Genomic DNA, 18131 nt, shown 5'->3' on the forward strand with positions numbered 1-18131 from the left:
TATTTACATGCGCTGGAACAACCTGAGCGAGGACGGCCGGGCCGCCAGCCCTGCCCTCTTCGGCTCCGAAGTCGTCACCAGGACGTTCGACACCCCGGAGTTCCGGGGGATCACCTTCCACGAGGTGCGGGCGCGTTCGATCCTCAACCGGGTGCCGGGCGCGTCCCGGATGCCGTTCGAATGGACGGTGAACCCCTACCGGGGTTGCTCCCATGCCTGTGTCTACTGCTTCGCCCGCAAGACCCACAGCTACCTCGACCTGGACACCGGCATCGGTTTCGACTCACAGATCGTGGTCAAGGTGAACGCCCCGCACCTGCTGCGCAAGGAACTGGGCGGGCGGCGCTGGCAGGGCGAGCACGTCGCGATGGGCACCAACGTCGATTGTTATCAGCGTGCGGAAGGCAAGTACCGGTTGATGCCGGGGATCATCTCGGCGCTGCGCGACTACGCCAACCCCTTCTCGATCCTCACCAAGGGCACACTGATTCTGCGCGATCTCCCCCTGCTGCGGGAGGCCGCCGCCGTCACCGAGGTCGGCGTCTCGGTCTCGGTCGGCTTCACCGACCCCGAGCTGTGGCGCACCGTGGAGCCGGGCACCCCGGCACCGCAGCGCCGCCTGGACGTGGTGCGGGCGCTCGCCGACCACGGCATCGGCTGCTCGGTGCTGATGGCCCCGGTCATCCCCTACCTGGCCGACTCCCCCGAGCAGCTGCGCGCCACCGTACGGGCGATCGCCGCCGCCGGAGCCACCTCGGTGACCCCGTTGGCGCTGCATCTGCGCCCCGGCGCGCGCGAGTGGTTCATGAGCTGGCTGGCGCGGCACCACCCGGGCCTCGTACGGCGCTACGAGGTGCTCTACGAGGGCGGCGCGTACGCCCCCACCTGGTACCAGCGGCGGATCACCCGGCAGGTGCACGAACTGGCCGCCGAGTACGGCATCGGCCCGGCCGGGCGGGGCGCCGCGCGGCGCCTCACCCCGGCGCCCCGGGCCGTGCCCGTACCCGGTCAGGAACATGGGGCGGCGGCCGGAACGGAGCCGGCCGCCACTCAGCTGACCCTGCTGTGAGCGGCGGTCAGCCGCGCACCGGGGCGAGTTCGAGGCGGTCGATGTCGGGGGCGTGGGCGGTGGGGTTGGACAGGGTGAGGGTGTGGGTGCCCGCGCTCAGCTCGATGGGGACGGCCTTGCCCCAGAAGTTCTGCCAGCCGTAGGAGTTGCGGAACGTCGCCGAGGTGGTGGCGCCGTCCACCTGGATCTCCAGGGTGCGGGAGATGACGTCGGAGTTGTAGGCGTGCCCGTTGTCGGCGCGCTCGTCGTTGGCGTAGTGCACGATCAGCAGGTGCGGCCCCGCCTGCTCGGCCCGCACGGTGAAGGCCGCGGTGTTGTCCGCCCCGTCGCCGAGCCAGCGCAGATACGTTCCCTCGCTCGCGTGCGGGCCGGCCGCCAGCTCGGTCGTGCCCGCGAGCCGGGCATCGGCCGCCTGGTAGGTGGCCAGGCCCGTCCGCTCCCCCGCGCCGGCCACCTCCAGGGCCGTCAGCGCGACGTGCCCGGCGGCGGTGGCGGTGATCCGGTTGTTGCCGGCCGCCAGCAGCACCCGCTGCTCCTGGCCGGCCGGAGCGGTGAATCGCTCTCCGTGCGCCTCCAGGGTCACCGTGCCCCCGCCGGTGTGGCGCGGGGTCAGCCGGTAGTAGCCATCACGTGGCGCGTACACGTCGAAGACCGCGCCGTCCGCCGCTCCGTCCAGCACCAGGGCGCCGGTGCCGGTGCCCGCCGCCGAGGCGTAGTCGTACCCGGGGGCGCCGGTGGTGTCCGCGAGCGTCGCCTCGTACGCGGTGAACGGCTCGGCGGCCTCGGTCAGCTCGATCTTGTCCAGGGTGACCTCGCCGTCGCCCTTGGCGAGGGTGAGGGTGTGCCGGCCGGCGCTCAGCGTCAGCGGCACGGTCACGGTGCCGCGATAGGTCCAGTTGAGGGTGGCCGGGTAGGTGACGGGGGCGGGCTCGCCGCCGTCCACCGTCAGCAGTTGGGTGGCCGGCGCGTCGCTCTGATTGCCGTGGAAGACGGTGAGGTCGTACGTGCCGTCCGCGGGCACCTCGACGGTGAACTCCACCTGGCTGTCCTCGCGGTTGAGCGAGCCGACGTCCCGGGTGCCCGAGGTGGCGTAGCCATTGGCGTCGGCGACGGTGCCGTGGGTGCGGATCTCCCCGCCGGTGATACGGGCGTCCTCCGCCTCGTACGTGCCGCGCCAGCGCTCGGCCGGCTGGTCCGGGGCGCCGGTGCCGGCCGGGGTGAGCACCACGCGGTAGGCGGACATCCGCTCCAGGCCGGTGAGCGGGACCGTGACGGTGCCGTCCGCGCCGACCGGCGCCGTGGCGCGGCCGATCACCCGAGGGGCGGGGTGCGCGCCCTCGTAGCCCGACCAGCGGGTCTCGGCGACGGTGACGCTGACGCGGTCTCCGAAGAGGGCCGGGTCGATCTGCTGGAAGACGACATCGGCGGGGCCGTCCGCGCCGCCGAGGAGGGCCTGGGCCTGGCGCTTGGCGGTGTCGAGGGAGGCGAGGCCCTGGAGGGTGTCGATGGTGTCGGGGCTCGGCGGGGTGACGCGTACGGTGTCGCCGGTCAGCGCCGCGTACCAGCGGAAGAACCACCAGCCGCCGTTGGGGATGTTGTCGCGGACCACATTGCCGTCGAGGTTGCCGGCCATGTCCCAGTACGCCTGGTCGGCGAAGACCTTGTTGCGTTCGAACATGCCGACCCACTGGACGAGTTGTCCCGGCACCGACAGATCGCGGCGGTTGGCGTACTCGTCGATGTTGACGGGCAGCGGGCCGAAGCCGATCTCCCGTTCCAGGGCGCGGTAGTGGTCGTGGTTGCCCTGGAAGTCACGCAGCGAGTCGGGGGACAGCTCGTGCCAGGTGGTGACGTCGGGCAGCACGTCGTGGTCGTACGCGTAGCGGTAGAAGTCGGGCAGGAAGCGGCGGTCGTAGCATGCCTCGTTGGGCCCGGCGATGCGCAGGGTGGGGCTGATGGCGCGGATCCGGTCGTGGACGGTGGACCAGTCGGCGAGGAAGCGGTCCCGGTTGCGCTCGTACTGGGCGGTGTCGGCGACATCCAGCCGGTACCAGATCTGGTCGGGCTCGTTGAAGGGGACCACGACGAAGCGGTCGGCGCGCGGGTGGGCGGCGATCTCCTCGATGATGCTGTCGACCTTGGGGAGGTAGTCGTCCAGGCCGAGGTCCTCGTACGGCCACTCGGCGTAGATGTCCTGCATCATCACGTAGATGTCGCCGCCGCCGTTGCGGAAGAAGGAGTCGGAGACGGTGAGGGCGTCGCCGTTGGGGTGCTGGGCGCCGCCCTCGGGCTTCTGGGTGATGGTGGAGAGCTTGAGCGGGGCGAGGATGGCGTCGCTGGGGACGCCGTCGTCGCTCAGGCCGTACAGCGCCCCGTTGGCCCCGTACAGCAGCGGGCCCTCGGAGGCGCCGAGGTCGACGGTGAGGGCGGGGACGGCGGCCGGTTCGCCGGCGTCGCCCCGGTCCGGGGCGGCGGCGGCACCCAGGGTGGCCGCGGTGACGGCGGCGGCGATGGTCATGCGGAGGAGTTTCCTTTTCGCTCGGGGTGCGCCCGCGGTTCCGTGCCGTGCCGTGGACATGCTCATGTGGGGTGAGGTCCTTTCCTTCGCGGCGGCTTACTTGACGGCTCCACTGGTGATTCCGGACACGATCTTTCGCTGGGCGACCAGGAAGACCACGATCATCGGCAGGCTCATCAGCACCACGTAGGCGAAGATGAGGTGCCAGTTGTTGAGGTACAGCTGGGCGCTGGCGACCTGGAAGAGCTTGATCGGCAGCGTGGCGGCGTCGCCTCCGCCGAGCACGAAGAAGGAGTAGAAGACGTCGCTCCAGGCGTAGAGCATCACCATGATGGTGGCGGTGGCGATGACCGGGCGGAGCAGCGGCAGCACGATCCGGGTGAAGATCCGCAGCGGCCCGGCGCCGTCCATCCGGGCGGCCTCCTCCAGTTCGTGGGGGATGGCCCGGATGAAGCCCGTCATGAAGAAGATGGCCGTGGACAGGTACATGGCGGTGTAGACGGCGATCATGCCGGGGCGGGTGCCGGCCAGGCCGAGCTGCCGCAGTTGCAGCACGATGGTGATGATGGCCGGGGGTAGCAGCAGTCCGCTGATGCACACGGTGTACGCGGCGGTGACCAGCCGGCCCCGGCGGCGCGCGAACACCCAGGCGGCGGCCGCCCCCAGCACGAGGACCAGGACCACGGCCGGGACGATGACCAGCAGGCTGTTGAGCAGGCCGCGCAGCATCTCGCCCTGGCTGAGGGCGTCCGCGTAGTTCTGGCCCGTCTGCCACTGCCCGGGCGGCGCCAGGTCGGGGCGTACGGCCTCGCCCTGCGGCTTGGCGGCGGTGGCGATCACCAGCCACAGCGGTACGCCCACGGCGAGCGCGGCGAGCACGATCACCAGGACCGGCCGGCCCCAGCGCCAGACGTTGGCAGAGGCGTTCACAGCAGTTGCTCCCTCTTGCGCAATCCGGTCACCAGGGGGATGGCCAGGGCGACGACCACCAGGAACAGCACCAGGCTCATGGCGGAGGCCTGCGCGTACAGGCCTTGGCCGAAAACGCGGAACATGTAGATGTTCATCACCTCGGTGGCGGCGGCCGGGCCGCCGCCGGTGGTGGCCTGGACGATGTCGAAGGTGTTCATCGAGCCGAGCAGCGAGGTGGTGACGTTGAAGGTGACCGCGGGCGCCAGCAGCGGGAAGCGGATGGCCCAGAACAGCCGCCACGGTCCGGCCCCGTCCGCCCGGGCCGCCTCCAGGGTGTCGCCGGGGATGCCCTTGAGCCCGGCGAGGTAGATCAGCATGGCCAGGCCCATCCACTTCCAGCCGTGGACGGCGGCGACCAGGACGACGGTCCAGGTGGTGCTGCCCAGCCAGGGGATGGTGGTGCCCAGTGCGCTGTTGAGGGCCCCGTCGGTGTTGAGCAGGGCTTGGAAGATGTAGCCGACGGCGAGCGCGGAGATGAGGACGGGGAGGAAGAAGACGGTGCGGAAGAAGCGGTTGAAGCGGGTGTCCCGCTCCAGCAGCAGGGCGAGCAGCAGCCCGAAGAGGTTCTGGAAGAACGCGGCGAGCAGGGCGTAGACCAAGGTGGTGCGGATCGCCCGGAAGAGGGTGCCGTTGTCGATGATGCGGCGGAAGTTGTCGAGCCCCGCGTAGGAGATGTCGCTGTGGTATGCGGACCAGTCGGTGAAGGGGTAGACGAAGTTCAGCAGATTGGGCAGCAGGAAGAAGCCGCCGAAGACGAGGACGGCGGGCAGCGCGAACCACCAGGGGTGGTGGACGGCCGCCCCGGATATCCGGCCGGGGGCACGGGCCACGGTGTCGGCCTCCTTTCTCAGAAGCCTGCTGCGCCCTGGGCCTGGGCGATCTCGGAGAATTGGTCGTCGACGAACTGCGCCACCGCTTCGGGGGACTTCTGTCCGTAGATCAGCTCGGCGAGCCCGGTGTGCAGTTCGGGGGCGACAATGGCCTTGGCCTGGAAGACCCCGTGGGCCTGGGGCAGCGCGGCGAGTTGGTCGAGGGCGATGCGCGGCAGTCCGTCGGGGGTGGGGACGGCGGGCTGTACGGAGGTGATCTTGCGGGCGTCGAGATAGTCCGGGTAGCCGGGGCCGAGCCAGTACGCGAGGAACTGGCGGGCGGCGTTCTGCCGCGTCTCGTCGCCGGTGCGGAAGGCGACGACGCCGTTGGCCTGGTCGGGCGAGTACAGGCCGCGGGCGTCGGAGTTGGCCACCGGGAACCAGCCGATGGTCGCGTCGATCTCCGCCGTGGTGTGCTGGGCCTGGAAGAGGGTCTGGAGGGCGGTGACGTTGAGCGCCATGGCGGCGTCGCCCTCCCACAGCGCCTCGGCCTGGCCGGTGAAGGTGCCGGTGCGGTAGTCGTCCTGGGCGAGGCCCGCGCCGAGGAGTTCGTCGCGGTAGGTGGTGATGGCGTCGACGACGACGGGGTCGGTCCAGTGTTCCTCGTTGCGGTTCAGGCCCTCCCACCAGTTGTCGGGGAGGTCGGTGAGCTGGGCCTGCACCTGCCATTGCAGCGGCCACTGGTCGCCGCCCGCCTCGTAGAAGGGCGCCGCGTCCGTACGGTCGCGGACCGTGTGGCCCAGCTGGAGGAGTTCGTCGTAGCTGTGCGGGAAGTCGGCCTCGCTCAGGCCGGCTTCGGCGAAGACCGCCTTGTTGTAGTAGACGCCGAGCATGGCGGGGCTGGAGACGACGGCGGCGAAGCGGGTGCCGTCCAGGACGCCCAGGGATGCCTCGGTGGGGCCGAGTTCGGCCACCCAGGGCTCGTTGTCCAGTGGCAGCAGATGGCGCTGCGGGTGGATGAAGGGCAGCGTGGAGATGCTGGGCTGCCAGAACAGCAGGTCGGGCATGTCGCCGGCGGCGAGCCGGGTGGGCACGTTCTGTTCGTACAGGTCGGGGATGGCCTCGGTGCGTACGCTCGCCCCGGTCGCCGCCTCGAACGCCTCGATGACGGGGGCGGCCGTCGTGGCGGTGGACTGGGCCGTCCAGAGGGTGAGGGTGACGCCGGACAGATCGCCGAGCGGGTCGACCGGCGTCATGCGGGCCGCCTCGTCGGCGTGGTCGATGACGGAGCTGTCGGAGCAGCCGGCGGTCAGGGTCAGGGCTCCGGCACAGATGAGCGCCAGGGCGGCGGATGTCCTCTTCATCGTGGACTCCTGGGGGCGGGCGGTGGTGCCGGGCGGGCGGCGCCGTACGTCAGCGGGGCGGTCGGGGTGCGGGTCCGGTGCTCTCGCGGATGATCAGCTCGGGCGGGGCGACGGGGTGCGGGGTGACGGGCTCGCCCGCCTCCAGCAGGCCGTGCAGCAGCGCGAAGGTGGCGCGGCCCAGGCCGGTGAAGTCGAGCCGGACGGTGGTGAGTGCGGGGGTCAGATACGCGGAGTGCGGGGCGTCATCGAAGCCGGCGACGCTGATGTCGCGCGGCACGTCGCGGCCGGCCTCGCGCAGGGCGCGCAGCACGCCGAGTGCCAGGGCGTCGTTGCCGCACAGCACGGCGGTCACCTCCGGGTCGCGTGCCAGGAGGTGACCGGCAGCGTATCCGTCGGCGGGTTCCCAGCCGGCCGGGCGCGGTTCGGGGATCGGCCGCCCGGCCTCGCGCAGCGCGTCGCGCCAGCCGGCGGCGCGCTGGGCACCGTCGCCGGTGCCGGTGCTGGTGGTGGAGGCGCTGGAGGTGTCAGTGATGGAGGGGATGGCGAGGTAGTGGACGGTGTGGTGGCCCAGGTCGAGCAGATGGCGCGTCATGCGGTGGGCGGCGGCGCGGTCATCGGTCCACACCCACGGGCTGCCGGGCGGCGGGGTGCTGGCCGGGGTCTCCACGGCGGCCACCATCCGGGCGTCGTCGGGGACGTGTCGCAGGGCGCGGACGCCGGGGCGGTCGTAGGCGATGACGATCAGCCCGCCGCCGGAGTCGGTGGCCCGGCGCACCGTATCGCGTACCACCGCGTCCTCGTCCGATTCCAGGACGGAGATGCCCACGGCGAAGGAGGCGGCGCGGGCGGCCTCCTCGATGCCCTGGAGCGCGGCGGCGTAGCCGTAGTGGGTGGTGTTGGAGGTGAGGACGGTCAGCGCCCTGGTCCGGCCGCTGGCCAGGGCGTGGGCGGTGGCGCTGCGCCGGAAGCCGAGCGCGGCGACGGCGGCTTCGACCCGGGCGCGGGTGGCGGGGCGCACGCTGGGGTGTCCGTTGATGACCCGGGAGACGGTCTGGTACGACACCCCGGCGGCGTCGGCGACGTCGCGGATGCTGGCGGGGCGGCGGCCGCTCCTTGTGTGACCGGTCACAGACATGCCAGGATTGTGACCGGTCACACAGGGGCCGTCAAGACATGGGGAAACCGGGAATTCACCAGGGGGAGCACTGTGTCGAGCGATGAGCGGACCACTGCCGCCGCCACCGAAACCACCATCAGGTGGGGCCACTCGGCGCTGAGCGCGGAGTTCGCGGCAGGGCCGGACGGGGTGCTGCGGACGGTACGTGTGGGGCCGCCGGACGACGACGTGCCGCCGGCTCCGCTCGCCGCCGCGCTGCCGGTGGTGGAGTTGCTGGCGGCCGGCACCGGCACCGAGCGGTCGGGACAGCGCGGCATCGACACGGCGGTGGGCCGGCGGCTGCGGCTGCGCTCGCACCGGACGGAGACCGTGGGGCCCTGGCACCGGCTGCGTCTGAACCTGGCGGACGAAGTGAGCGGACTGGCCGTCACCTTGCTGCTGGAGTCCCCCGAGGGGACGGCGGTGCTGCGCGGCTCGGTCACGGTGACCAATGAGTCGGACGGGGTGCGCACGCTGTACGCGGTCTCCTCGCTGGCCCTGGGCGGGCTGCCGGACCCCGGCGAACTGGAGCTGCACTGGGCCGAGAACGACTGGCTGGCCGAGTGCCGCTGGCGGCGCGAGCCGCTGCGCCGCCGGGTGCCGGACCTCAACCACGCGCTGCACCAGCAGGATTCGCGCGGTCGGGTGGCGTACAGCAGCCGCGGCAGCTGGCCGACGGACGGTCATCTGCCGATGGGCGCGCTGACCTCCGGCTCGGACCGAGGTCAGGGGGCGGCGTGGCTGTGGCAGATCGAGTCGCCCACCGGCTGGACCTGGGAGACGGGTGAACGCGGCGCCGCCGGCTATCTGGCGCTGTGGGGCCCGACCGACACCGAGCACCAGTGGAGTGAACGGCTCGCCGCCGGAGCCTCGTTCACGACCGTGCCGACCGCGCTCGCCCTCTCGCGCGCCGGGTTCGAGGGCGCGCTGGCCGAACTGACCGCGTACCGGCGCTTGGTACGCCGGCCGCATCCGGACCACGCCGCACTGCCCGTCGTCTTCAACGACTACATGAACACGCTGAACGGTGATCCGACGACCGCGAAGCTGCTGCCGCTCGTCGACGCGGCGGCCTCGGCGGGCGCCGAGTACTTCGTCATCGACGCCGGCTGGTACGACGGCGACGCCGGGGGCTGGTGGGACACGGTGGGCGCCTGGCAGCCGGCCGCCGCCCGGTTCCCCGGCGAACGCGGCATCCACGAGGTGCTGGACCGCGTCCGCGCCCACGGCATGGTGCCCGGGCTGTGGCTGGAGCCCGAAGTGGTCGGCGTGCGCAGCCCCATCGCCCCGACCCTGCCGGACGCCGCGTACTTCGCGCGGGACGGCGTACGGGTGCGGGAGAACGGCCGCTTCCAGCTCGACCTGCGCCACCCGGCGGCGCGCCACCACCTGGACGCGACGGTGGACCGGATCGTCGGCGCGTGGGGAGTGGGGTACCTCAAGCTGGACTACAACATCTCCGTCCCACCCGGCACCGACACCGGAGGCACCACCAGCCCGGGGGCCGGTCTGCTGGCACACGCCCGGGCGTATCAGGACTGGCTGCGCGCCGTACTGGAGCGCCATCCGCGTCTGGTGATCGAGAACTGCGCCTCGGGCGGCATGCGGATGGACGGCTCGTCGCTCGCGCTGACACAGCTGCAATCCACCAGCGACCAGCAGGACTTCCTGCGCTACCCGCCGATCGCGGCGAGCGCCCCCACGGCCGTGCCGCCGGAACAGGGCGCGGTGTGGGCCTATCCGCAGCCGGAGTTCACGGACGACGAGATCGCCTTCACGCTGGCCGGGGCACTGCTGGGCCGGATCCATCTGTCCGGCCACCTGAACCGGATGACCTCCGGTCAACTCGCCCTGGTGCGGGAGGCGGTAGGGGTCTACCAGGGACTGCGGGCCGACCTGCCCGGGGCGGTGCCGTTCTGGCCGCTCGGTCTGCCGGACTGGGAGGAGCCCTGGCCCGCGCTCGGCCTGCGCGCGGCCGACGGCACCACGTACCTGACGGTGTGGCGCCGCGGCGGCGGCCCGGTGCGGACCCTGCCGCTCCCCGCGTGGCGGGGCCGCGCGGTCGAGCCGGAGGTCCTGTACCCGGCCGTCACCGCGGGCACGGTCGACTGGTCGGCTCCGGAGGGCGAACTGACCGTCACCCTCCCCCGCTCCCCGGCCGCGCTGCTGCTGCGCCTGCGGGCGCGATGACCACGGTGCTGGTCAACGGCCTCCCGGGCGCGGGCAAGACCATCCTTGCCCGGGAGCCGGCCGGGTACCTCGGGCTGCCCCTGTTCAGCAAGGACACCGTGAAGGAGACCCTCGCCGACAGCCTCGCCCCGCTGCGCCCGGCCGTTACAGGCGAGCGGTGAGTTTCAGCTCGACCAGCAGTTCGGGGAAGGCCAGGCGGGGGGTGCCGATCATGGTGCTGGCCACCTGGGGGTCGGGGCGGCCGTACGCCTCCTTGCGCACCGGTCCCGCGGCGGCGTCGGCGGCGGGCACGTCGACGGCGTAGATGACCTCGTCCACGACGTCGTCCAGGGACGCGCCGAAACGCTCCAGCAGGCGCGCCGCGTTGGTGTAGCACTGGCGCAATTGGGCGCCGGTGTTGGTGACATCGGTGACCTTTCCGGCGGCGTCCACCGGGGCCGGGGCGACGAGTTCCGGTCCGTCGTGCGCGACCTGTCCGGAGAGGTAAATCGTGTCACCGTGCTGGACCGCCTGGACGTATCCGTAACTCTCCTCCCAGGGGACGTGGTGGATTTCGGTGCGGCGTGCGGGAGTCATGAGGGCTCCGATCGTGCGGACGGAATCGCTTCGGGATGTACGGAAACCGTAGGAGCGCCGGGTCGGGGCGCACCAGGGGCGGCCGTGCCACAGGGCGCAAGGATCGTGCCGCGCTCCGGGGCTGTCGCCCCTCCCCCGTACGCTGGGCCCTGGGTGGGCTGACCTGGGAGGATCGTTGGGGACCACGGACGAGGGGCGGAGCGTGGCGATCCTCGCGGTGCCGCGCGCGTACACGCTGGACATCGGCATCGCCACGCATGTCTTCGGCCGGCACCCGGGTTACCGGGTCCTGGCCTGCGCCGAGGACGCCGGCCCCGGCACGCCGGCCGCAGGAACGGTCACCGACCTCGGCCCCGCACACCCGCTCTCCGCGGCGGAGAGCGCCGATGTCCTCGTCGTACCGGGTTATGACGATCCGCTGCGTCCCCTTCCCTCCGCCTATGCGAGAACCCTGCGCGTCGCGACGGAGAAGGGAGCGCGCGTCCTTGCGATCTGCACCGGGGTTTTCGCTCTCGCGGACATCGGGGCGCTGAACGGAAGGACCGCGACGACGCACTGGCGGCACACCGCCGAACTGCGGGAGAGGTACCCGGAGGTCGGCGTGGTCGAGAACCGGCTGTTCGTGGAGGACGGCCCGTTTCTCACCTCGGCCGGCGCGGGCGCGGGAATCGACGCCTGCCTCCACGTCGTACGCGGTGACTTCGGCTCGGCGGTCGCGGACGGGGTGACGAAGGAGGTGGTGCTCCCGGCCGCCCGTGGGGCGCAGGAGCCGCAGTACGTGGACGGGCCCGCCGCCTCCCGCGAGGATCTGCGGGCGACCCGGGAGTGGGTGCTGGCGCATCTCGGATCGCCGCTCACCGTGCAGGGGCTGGCGGAGCGCAGCCTGCTGTCCCGCAGGACCTTCATCCGGCGGTTCGCGCGCGAGACCGGGATGCCGCCGATGCACTGGGTCGCCGTGCAGCGGATCCTGCGGGCGCGCCGGCTGCTGGAGACCTCCGGCTGGACCGTGGAGAGGATCGCCCGGGAGACGGGGTTCGGGTCGGCGGCGAACTTCCGCACGGCCTTCCGCCGGGAACTGGGCATGACCCCGAGCGCGTACCGCGCGGCACACGGTGGCCGGCAGGACTCCGGCGTCCCCAGCAGGTCAACCCGTTGACGCGAGGGATCCCGTGCAGGTGAACCACGCCGGGAATGGCACGTCCGGTGTCCGCGCGATCACTAGGCTCGGGGGTATGGCCAAGCGCTGGGACTTCGAACTCGAACCGGAAGTGCTGGAGTGGGTGCACGCCCTCCCTCCCTCGCAGCATCGTGTGGTCGAGCGGCAGGCCGATCGTCTCGCCGACGCCCCGACCGCGCTGGGGGACCCGTACACCCGGCATCTGGGCGGTTCCCTGCGCGAGTTGCGGTTCGTCCTGGGCAACGAGCCGGTGCGGCTGACCTACTGGCTCGCCCCGGGCCGCCGCATCGTCTTCCTGACGGTCTTCCGCAGGGCCAGGCTGCGCGAGGAGGACCAGATCCGGCGCGCCCGGCAGAAGCAGAAGGAGTGCGGCACCGAGCATCCGCGCTCGCGGCGTTCGGTCATCGCGTGGACGCGGACCGACGCCGGCGGGGGACGCGGATACCACGGGAGCTGGCGCATCCCCGACGAGCACCGCGCCGATCCCGCCTATGTGGAGGCCGGGGCGGCGGTCGCGCTGGGGCAGGCCGTGTACGACCGCCGTACGCAACTGGGTCTGAGCCCGGCCGAGCTGGCGGTCCGCGCGGGTCTGTCGGAGGCGGACATCGAGTGCATCGAGGGCGGCGCGATCGCTCCGGCCGTGTCCTCGCTGCGCACCCTGACGACGGCCCTGGACGCCCGGCTGGATCTGCGCATCGTCTCCGACATGACGACGGTGGAGTTCATCACGCGGGCGGTGTGATCCCCACCCGTCCCGGGACGGCGGCGGCGGCCTCCGCCAGCGCCTTCAGGCCGTGCTGGATCAGCGGGTGGTCCCGGCTGCCCTCGCGGACGCAGGTGAGGATGCGCCGGGTGAGGGCCGGTTCGCCGGTCAGGGGCAGCCTGACCACCGCGTGCTCGGGCGGGGTCGGGGCCATCCTGGGGACCAGGGAGACGCCGAGTCCGGCGCCGACCATCGCCGAGATCGCCATCCAGTCCCGGACGTAGTGCGCGACCTTGGGGGTGAACCCGGCCACCGCGCAGAAGACCACCACCCGCTGATGGTGGTCGCAGCTGCCCGGCGCCGCCAGGATCCACTCCTCGCGCGCGGTGTCCTCCAGCCGTACGCCCTGGGCCCCGCCCCGGGTGCGCCCCACCAGCGGGTGGCCGGCGGGGACGAGCAGATCCAGCGGCTCATCCAGCAGGGTGCGCTGGTCGAAGCGGGCGTCGCCGGGGTGCGGGAAGTCCTCGGAGGGGGCGAGTACGGCGATGTCGGCGTCGGTGGCCAGCAGCAGATCGAAACCGGTGGGGGTCTCGCACTCACTGACCTCGATCGTCAGCTCGGGGTTCGAGGCACGCAGCAGGGCGGCGGCCGGGGCGATCAGCGCGGCGACGGCGCTGGGGAAGCCGCACATCCGCAGCAGCCCCGCGGTCCCGGAGCGGTAGGACTCCAGCGCGGCTTCGGCCCGCTCCCAGCGCGCGACCATGGCGTCCCCGTGCTCGATGACCACGTGCGCCGCCCCGGTGAGCCGGATGCGGCGGCCCTGCGGCTCGATGAGCCGGACCTTCAGTTCGCGGGAGAGTTCACGCAGATGGTGCGAGACGGCCGAAGGGGTCAGATGCAGGGCCGCCGCTGCGGCGGTGACCGTGCCGTGCTGGTGGACCGCCCTGAGCACCTGGACCCGCCGCAGATCAATCATGCAGCGATTGTGCACATACACCCGGGGAAACATTCAATGGACGCGAACGGTCGAACCGTCCAACACTGGTGCCATGACCACCTCAGTGAACCGTGCGACACAGGCCGAAGAGACCGTGATCTCCCGCCACCTGACCAGCGAGGGCACCGTCGTGTGGACCCGCGACACCGAGGGCCACCCCCGCATGACGCTCTACCCGCACTCCCCCGGCGCCCGCCCCCGCACCACCGCCGGCGGCGCCGCGCGCGACGGCGGCCGGCGCCGCTGAGCCCTCAGCCGCCCAGCCGCGCCAGCAGTCCGGGCAGGGCGCTCAGGGTGGTGATCCGGTGCGGGGGCACCTCGGCGGCCGTGCCGGACTCCCCGCGATCCAGCCAGATCCCGCACAGCCCGGCCGCCGTCGCGGCCTGCGCGTCCGTGATCCGCTGGTCCCCGACGTACGCCACCTCCCCCGCAGACAGGCCCAGCGCCTCGCAGGCCGCCGCGAACGCCTCGGGCGCCGGCTTGGCGTGGCCCAGTTCCTCCGAACACAGCAGCATCTCGAACCGGTCCCTGACGCCCAGCCTGCGCAGCTTGTCGTCCTGGTGGGCGAGGTTGGAGTTGGACAGCAGCCCGTGCCGGTAGCCCGGCGTGAGCGCGTCCAGCGCCGGCAGCACGTCCGGGTACAGCCGCCAGGCCGCCCGCATCCGTGCGCTGAACCGGTCGAACCACTCCTGCGCCGCCCCGTCCGGAAGGCCGGGGTCGCGCAGGAAGGCGCGCACCCGCTCCCGGCGCTGCTCGGCGAAGGCCAGTTCGCCCGCCAGATAGCGGTCGTAGTGCTCGCGCATCAGCGCCGTCCACCGCGCCACCTCGGCCGCGGTGGCGGGCAGCCCCTCGGCCGCGAAATGGGCGAGCGCGCCCGCCTCGTTGGCGCCGGTGTAGTCGAAGATCGTGTCGTCGATGTCCCACACGACGGCCCGGATGCCCGCACCTGTCAGCATGTCCGGGACCGTACCATCGGCTTGTGCGCTTCCTGACGTGGAATCTGTGGTGGAGGTTCGGTCCCTGGGAGCGGCGGCAGGCGGCGATCACGGCCGTGCTGCGCGCCGAACAACCCGATGTGTGCGGGCTCCAGGAGGTGTGGAGCACCGCGGAGGGGCATCTGGCGGAACAGCTCGCGGCGGAGCTGGGCCTGCATCTGGCCTGGGCCCCGGCGGCGCTGCCGCCGCACTGGAGCGAGCGGATCCCGGCGTCCGCGCCGCCCGGCCTCGGGGTGGGGCTCGCCGTGCTCAGCCGGTGGCCGATCGAGGAGTCGGCGGTGGTGCCGCTGCCGCGCGGGGACGGCCCCGACGAGGGGCGGGTGGCGCTGTACGCGCGGATCGCCGCGCCCGGCGGCCCGGTGCCGTTCTTCACCACCCATCTGCACTCGGGCCCAGCCGGGTCCGGGGTGCGGTGCGCGCAGGTACGGGCGCTGGCCCGGATGGTGGCGGACCGGCGCGGCGGCGGGGCGTTCCCGCCGGTCATCACGGGCGACTTCAACGCGGAGCCGGACTCGGACGAGATCCGGCTGTTCGGCGGGCGGCTGACGGCGCCCGCGGTGCCGGGGCAGATGCTGCTCGACGCCTGGCGGTACGCCGATCCGGGGCAGCCCTCGGCCACCTGGGACACGGCCAACCCCTATCTGGCGGGCGGTCTGGGGCTGAACATCCGGGTCGACTACATCCACACCGGGCTGCCGGCCGCGGACGGCACCGGCCGGGTCCGCTCGGTGCGCCGGGCGGGGGACGGGCCGGTGGACGGGGTGTGGCCCTCGGATCATCTCGCGGTGGTGGCCGAGCTGGAGGCGTAGGCGGCCGGGGGGTGCCCAGGGTGGCGTCCCGTACGGTCCCGATCCGGGACCCGGCCCGGCACCGGCCCGCGCGCACCTCAAGAATGGTCAGATGACCGTATCGATACGGGAAATGACCGAGGCCGACACCGACGACGTCGCCCGGCTCCGGGTTCTGGGCTGGCGGCACGCCTACCGGGGCATCATGCCGCGGCCCTACCTCGACGCCCTGGACCCGCTGCCGTTCGCGGCGGGGCTGCGGCGGGGACTCGCCGGGCCCACGGCGCGCACCGGCCATCTGGTGGCGTCGGGGCCCTCGGAGCCCGGCCGGATCATCGGCTGGGCCTGCCAGGGCCCCTACCGCCCGCACGAGGCCGGCTGGGGCGAGGTACGCGCCCTGTACGTCCACCCCGGGTTCATCGGCACGGGCGTCGGCCGGGCCCTGCTGGAGGCCGCCACGGCCCGGCTGTCCGCCGACGGGCTCCCCCGCGTCCGGCTGTGGGTGGTGCGCGGCAACATGCGGGCGCTCCGCTTCTACGAACGCGCCGGTTTCGCCCCCGACGGCGCCGAACAGTCCGAGGAGATCCAGGGCGTCAGCGTCACCGAACTGCGGTACGCGCGGGGCTGACGGCACCGCATCGGCAATGGTCAGCGGGGGGCGGGGGGATGGAGTACGTTCGCTTGCATGGTTCAGCCCGTGAAGTCCGACCGTCCGCAGATCTCCCAGCGCCTGAAGGTGCGCCGGGCGCTGGCCGCCGCCGCCATGGAGCTGTTCGCGACGAAAGGGTACGCGGCCACCACCGTCGACGAGATCGCCGCGACCGCCGGAGTGGCCCGCAGAACCTTCTTCCGGCACTTCCGTTCCAAGGAAGAGGCCATCTTCCCGGACCACGACGACACCCTGGTGCGTGCCGAGGAGGTCCTGGAGGCGGCCCCCGAGCGGGAGAACCCGATCGACACGATCTGCCGGGGCATCAAAGAGGTCATGAAGATGTACGCGGCCTCCCCCGCCCTGTCGGTCGAGCGCTACAAGCTGACCCGGGAGGTCCCGGCGCTGCGCGAACGCGAGATCGCCTCGGTCGCCCGGTACGAGCGGCTGTTCACCCGCTATCTGCTGGCCCGGTTCGACGAGAACTCGCACAACGGCGACGAACCGCTGCTCGCCGAGGTGGCCGCCTCCTCCGTGGTGACGGCGCACAACCACGTACTGCGGCGCTGGCTGCGCCGGGGCGGGCAGGGCGATGTGGAGGCGGAGCTGGAGCACGCCTTCACGATCGTGCGCAGTACCTTCGGCGCGCTGCCGGTGTTCGCCGGCGGTGCCACGGCCGCGCCCGCGCCCCCGGTGGCGGCGGCCGAGGTGGCACCGGCGGGCGGGGGCGGCGGCGAGGTGCTGGTCACGGTGGCCCGTACCGACGCACCGCTGAACGAGGTCATGCGCACCATCGAGCAGGCCCTGCGCGACTGCCGCCGCTGACCCCTCCCCTCCTTTCCCCGCCGCACGTCCTCGTCCCGTCCCCCGCTCTGGAGGCCCGTATGACCGTCCCCGGCTCCCCGGGGCAGCGCCCCTCGCGCTCCCGCCGCTCCGTGCTGGCCGTTCCGGGCAGCAACCCGCGCTTCCTGGAGAAGGCGCAGGGCCTGCCGGCCGACGCGGTCTTCCTGGACCTGGAGGACGCGGTGGCGCCGCTGGCCAAGGAGCGGGCCCGGGACGCCGTCGTCGAGGCGCTCAACGAGGGCGACTGGAGTGGCAGGACGCGCGTGGTGCGGGTGAACGACTGGACCACGCCGTGGACATACCGGGACGTGATCACGGTGGTGGAGGGTGCGGGTGCCCGGCTGGACGCGCTGCTGCTGCCGAAGACACAGAACGCCGAGCAGGTGAAGGCGCTGGACCTGCTGCTGACCCAGGTCGAGCGGACGGCCGGCCTGGAGGTGGGGCGGATCGGCATCGAGGCGCAGATCGAGGACGCCGGCGGACTGGTGAACGCGGACACGATCGCAGCGGCCTCACCCCGGCTGGAGAGCCTGGTGTTCGGCCCCGCCGACTTCATGGCATCCATCAATATGAAGTCACTGGTGGTCGGCGAACAGCCGCCCGGCTATCCGGCGGACGCCTATCACTACATCCTCATGCGGATTCTGATGGCGGCCCGCGCGCACGGACTCCAGGCGATCGACGGCCCCTATCTCCAGATCCGCAATCCCGACGGGTTCCGTGAGGTGGCCGGGCGGTCGGCGGCGCTGGGCTTCGACGGGAAGTGGGTGCTGCATCCGGACCAGATCGCGGCGGCGAACGCGATCTACTCGCCCTCCCAGGAGGATTACGACCACGCCGAGCTGATTCTGGACGCGTACGACTACTGGACCTCGGCGGCCGGCGGGGCACGGGGCGCGGCGATGCTCGGCGAGGAGATGATCGACGAGGCGAGCCGGAAGATGGCACTGGTCCTCGCGGGCAAGGGCCGGGCCGCCGGCCTGGCCCGCACCTCGGCCTTCACCCCGCCCTCCCCCTGAGCACACGGCCGGCGACGGCGGGTGACGAGGGCCCGACCGGCGTTGGCCGAGGTTTTACCAAATGATGGCGGGCCGGACCCGCGCCGGCCGCGCATCACGTTGCGCGTGTGGAAACTCACGCTGTGCCGTGGTACATCTCGGAATTCGCCGGGCGATCCAGATTCCCCTCTCCCGTTCGGGCGAGTTCTCCCGTATGGTGGCCAGGGCTGAATGTCCTCTATCTGGGCATTATTGAGACACGCAGATCGACGCCAGAACAGGACTTATGGCCGTACTCGGCCTGCTGGCTTGCCGAGTTACCGTCCG

At 72.4% G+C, this 18131-nt stretch carries 18 protein-coding genes; 10 read left to right on the forward strand and 8 right to left on the reverse strand.

What is annotated here, in order from left to right:
• Nucleotides 1-7 precede the first annotated feature (7 nt).
• Complete coding sequence (locus H7827_RS03715) at nt 8-1069, forward strand: Rv2578c family radical SAM protein (RefSeq protein WP_432742647.1); 1062 nt, start codon at nt 8-10, stop codon at nt 1067-1069.
• Between the two features lie 7 nt (nt 1070-1076).
• On the opposite strand, the gene H7827_RS03720 is transcribed toward H7827_RS03715, so the two are convergent.
• From H7827_RS03720 to H7827_RS03740, 5 genes are all read right to left on the reverse strand, one after another.
• Nucleotides 1077-3587 (reverse strand): CBM35 domain-containing protein, encoded by a 2511-nt coding sequence (locus tag H7827_RS03720; protein ID WP_432742649.1) that lies wholly within the window; start codon nt 3585-3587, stop codon nt 1077-1079.
• Between the two features lie 96 nt (nt 3588-3683).
• Nucleotides 3684-4517 carry a carbohydrate ABC transporter permease gene (locus H7827_RS03725; RefSeq protein ID WP_432742651.1) on the reverse strand — a complete coding sequence of 278 codons (834 nt, stop codon included), beginning with the start codon at nt 4515-4517 and terminating at the stop codon, nt 3684-3686.
• Nucleotides 4514-5389 (reverse strand): carbohydrate ABC transporter permease, encoded by an 876-nt coding sequence (locus H7827_RS03730; protein WP_432742653.1) that lies wholly within the window; start codon nt 5387-5389, stop codon nt 4514-4516. Before H7827_RS03730 ends, H7827_RS03725 begins: the two co-directional genes overlap by 4 nt.
• Before the next feature lie 17 nt (nt 5390-5406).
• Complete coding sequence (locus H7827_RS03735) at nt 5407-6732, reverse strand: ABC transporter substrate-binding protein (protein ID WP_432742655.1); 1326 nt, start codon at nt 6730-6732, stop codon at nt 5407-5409.
• Nucleotides 6733-6781: 49 nt separating this feature from the next.
• The gene (locus H7827_RS03740) at nt 6782-7867 is read right to left on the reverse strand and encodes a LacI family DNA-binding transcriptional regulator (protein ID WP_432742657.1); all 1086 of its coding nucleotides are present in this window, start codon (nt 7865-7867) and stop codon (nt 6782-6784) included.
• Nucleotides 7868-7939: 72 nt separating this feature from the next.
• On the opposite strand from H7827_RS03740, the gene H7827_RS03745 reads away from it, so the two are divergent.
• Together H7827_RS03745 and H7827_RS03750 are read left to right on the forward strand one after the other, a co-directional pair.
• Nucleotides 7940-10078, forward strand: a complete 2139-nt coding sequence (locus H7827_RS03745) for an alpha-galactosidase (protein WP_432742659.1) — start codon at nt 7940-7942, stop codon at nt 10076-10078.
• Complete coding sequence (locus tag H7827_RS03750; protein ID WP_432742661.1) at nt 10075-10239, forward strand: hypothetical protein; 165 nt, start codon at nt 10075-10077, stop codon at nt 10237-10239. The genes H7827_RS03745 and H7827_RS03750 overlap by 4 nt, the downstream gene beginning before the upstream one ends.
• Here the strand turns inward: H7827_RS03750 and H7827_RS03755 are convergent.
• Nucleotides 10223-10654 carry a Rid family hydrolase gene (locus H7827_RS03755; RefSeq protein WP_432742663.1) on the reverse strand — a complete coding sequence of 144 codons (432 nt, stop codon included), beginning with the start codon at nt 10652-10654 and terminating at the stop codon, nt 10223-10225. The genes H7827_RS03750 and H7827_RS03755 overlap by 17 nt on opposite strands.
• Nucleotides 10655-10856: 202 nt before the next feature.
• Here H7827_RS03755 and H7827_RS03760 point away from each other — a divergent pair, with 202 nt between their 5' ends.
• The gene (locus H7827_RS03760) at nt 10857-11810 is read left to right on the forward strand and encodes a GlxA family transcriptional regulator (RefSeq protein WP_432742665.1); all 954 of its coding nucleotides are present in this window, start codon (nt 10857-10859) and stop codon (nt 11808-11810) included.
• A gap of 76 nt (nt 11811-11886) precedes the next feature.
• Complete coding sequence (locus tag H7827_RS03765; RefSeq protein WP_324604816.1) at nt 11887-12573, forward strand: type II toxin-antitoxin system RelE/ParE family toxin; 687 nt, start codon at nt 11887-11889, stop codon at nt 12571-12573.
• Here H7827_RS03765 and H7827_RS03770 read toward each other — a convergent pair.
• A complete protein-coding gene (locus tag H7827_RS03770; RefSeq protein ID WP_432742667.1) occupies nt 12557-13510 on the reverse strand; it encodes a LysR family transcriptional regulator in 954 nt (317 codons plus the stop codon). The genes H7827_RS03765 and H7827_RS03770 overlap by 17 nt on opposite strands.
• Before the next feature lie 73 nt (nt 13511-13583).
• Between H7827_RS03770 and H7827_RS03775 the strand changes: the two genes are divergently transcribed.
• The gene (locus H7827_RS03775) at nt 13584-13778 is read left to right on the forward strand and encodes a hypothetical protein (RefSeq protein ID WP_432742669.1); all 195 of its coding nucleotides are present in this window, start codon (nt 13584-13586) and stop codon (nt 13776-13778) included.
• Between the two features lie 4 nt (nt 13779-13782).
• Here the strand turns inward: H7827_RS03775 and H7827_RS03780 are convergent, their stop codons facing one another.
• A complete protein-coding gene (locus H7827_RS03780) occupies nt 13783-14487 on the reverse strand; it encodes an HAD family hydrolase (protein ID WP_386534247.1) in 705 nt (234 codons plus the stop codon).
• Between the two features lie 23 nt (nt 14488-14510).
• Here H7827_RS03780 and H7827_RS03785 point away from each other — a divergent pair, with 23 nt between their 5' ends.
• The 4 genes from H7827_RS03785 (at nt 14511) to H7827_RS03800 (ending at nt 17825) form a co-directional block, all read left to right on the forward strand.
• Entirely contained in the window at nt 14511-15335 is an 825-nt protein-coding gene (locus tag H7827_RS03785) for an endonuclease/exonuclease/phosphatase family protein (RefSeq protein ID WP_386534250.1), read from the forward strand.
• Nucleotides 15336-15426: 91 nt separating this feature from the next.
• Complete coding sequence (locus tag H7827_RS03790; RefSeq protein WP_432742672.1) at nt 15427-15942, forward strand: GNAT family N-acetyltransferase; 516 nt, start codon at nt 15427-15429, stop codon at nt 15940-15942.
• A gap of 57 nt (nt 15943-15999) precedes the next feature.
• Complete coding sequence (locus tag H7827_RS03795; protein WP_386534256.1) at nt 16000-16788, forward strand: TetR family transcriptional regulator; 789 nt, start codon at nt 16000-16002, stop codon at nt 16786-16788.
• Nucleotides 16789-16847: 59 nt separating this feature from the next.
• The gene (locus tag H7827_RS03800; protein ID WP_030730866.1) at nt 16848-17825 is read left to right on the forward strand and encodes an HpcH/HpaI aldolase/citrate lyase family protein; all 978 of its coding nucleotides are present in this window, start codon (nt 16848-16850) and stop codon (nt 17823-17825) included.
• Nucleotides 17826-18131 lie beyond the last annotated feature (306 nt).

Source organism: Streptomyces sp. JH002 (assembly GCF_050916115.1).
GTDB lineage: Bacteria > Actinomycetota > Actinomycetes > Streptomycetales > Streptomycetaceae > Streptomyces > Streptomyces xiamenensis.

Excerpts from the sequence above, each read along its gene's own strand:
- H7827_RS03715 (WP_432742647.1), top strand. The coding sequence starts at position 8 with ATGCGCTGGAACAACCTGAGCGAGGACGGCCGGGCCGCCAGCCCTGCC.
- H7827_RS03720 (WP_432742649.1), bottom strand. The coding sequence starts at position 3,587 with ATGACCATCGCCGCCGCCGTCACCGCGGCCACCCTGGGTGCCGCCGCC.
- H7827_RS03735 (WP_432742655.1), bottom strand. The coding sequence starts at position 6,732 with ATGAAGAGGACATCCGCCGCCCTGGCGCTCATCTGTGCCGGAGCCCTG.
- H7827_RS03740 (WP_432742657.1), bottom strand. The coding sequence starts at position 7,867 with ATGTCTGTGACCGGTCACACAAGGAGCGGCCGCCGCCCCGCCAGCATC.
- H7827_RS03750 (WP_432742661.1), top strand. The coding sequence starts at position 10,075 with ATGACCACGGTGCTGGTCAACGGCCTCCCGGGCGCGGGCAAGACCATC.
- H7827_RS03755 (WP_432742663.1), bottom strand. The coding sequence starts at position 10,654 with ATGACTCCCGCACGCCGCACCGAAATCCACCACGTCCCCTGGGAGGAG.
- H7827_RS03765 (WP_324604816.1), top strand. The coding sequence starts at position 11,887 with ATGGCCAAGCGCTGGGACTTCGAACTCGAACCGGAAGTGCTGGAGTGG.
- H7827_RS03770 (WP_432742667.1), bottom strand. The coding sequence starts at position 13,510 with ATGATTGATCTGCGGCGGGTCCAGGTGCTCAGGGCGGTCCACCAGCAC.
- H7827_RS03775 (WP_432742669.1), top strand. The coding sequence starts at position 13,584 with ATGACCACCTCAGTGAACCGTGCGACACAGGCCGAAGAGACCGTGATC.
- H7827_RS03780 (WP_386534247.1), bottom strand. The coding sequence starts at position 14,487 with ATGCTGACAGGTGCGGGCATCCGGGCCGTCGTGTGGGACATCGACGAC.
- H7827_RS03790 (WP_432742672.1), top strand. The coding sequence starts at position 15,427 with ATGACCGTATCGATACGGGAAATGACCGAGGCCGACACCGACGACGTC.
- H7827_RS03795 (WP_386534256.1), top strand. The coding sequence starts at position 16,000 with ATGGTTCAGCCCGTGAAGTCCGACCGTCCGCAGATCTCCCAGCGCCTG.
- H7827_RS03800 (WP_030730866.1), top strand. The coding sequence starts at position 16,848 with ATGACCGTCCCCGGCTCCCCGGGGCAGCGCCCCTCGCGCTCCCGCCGC.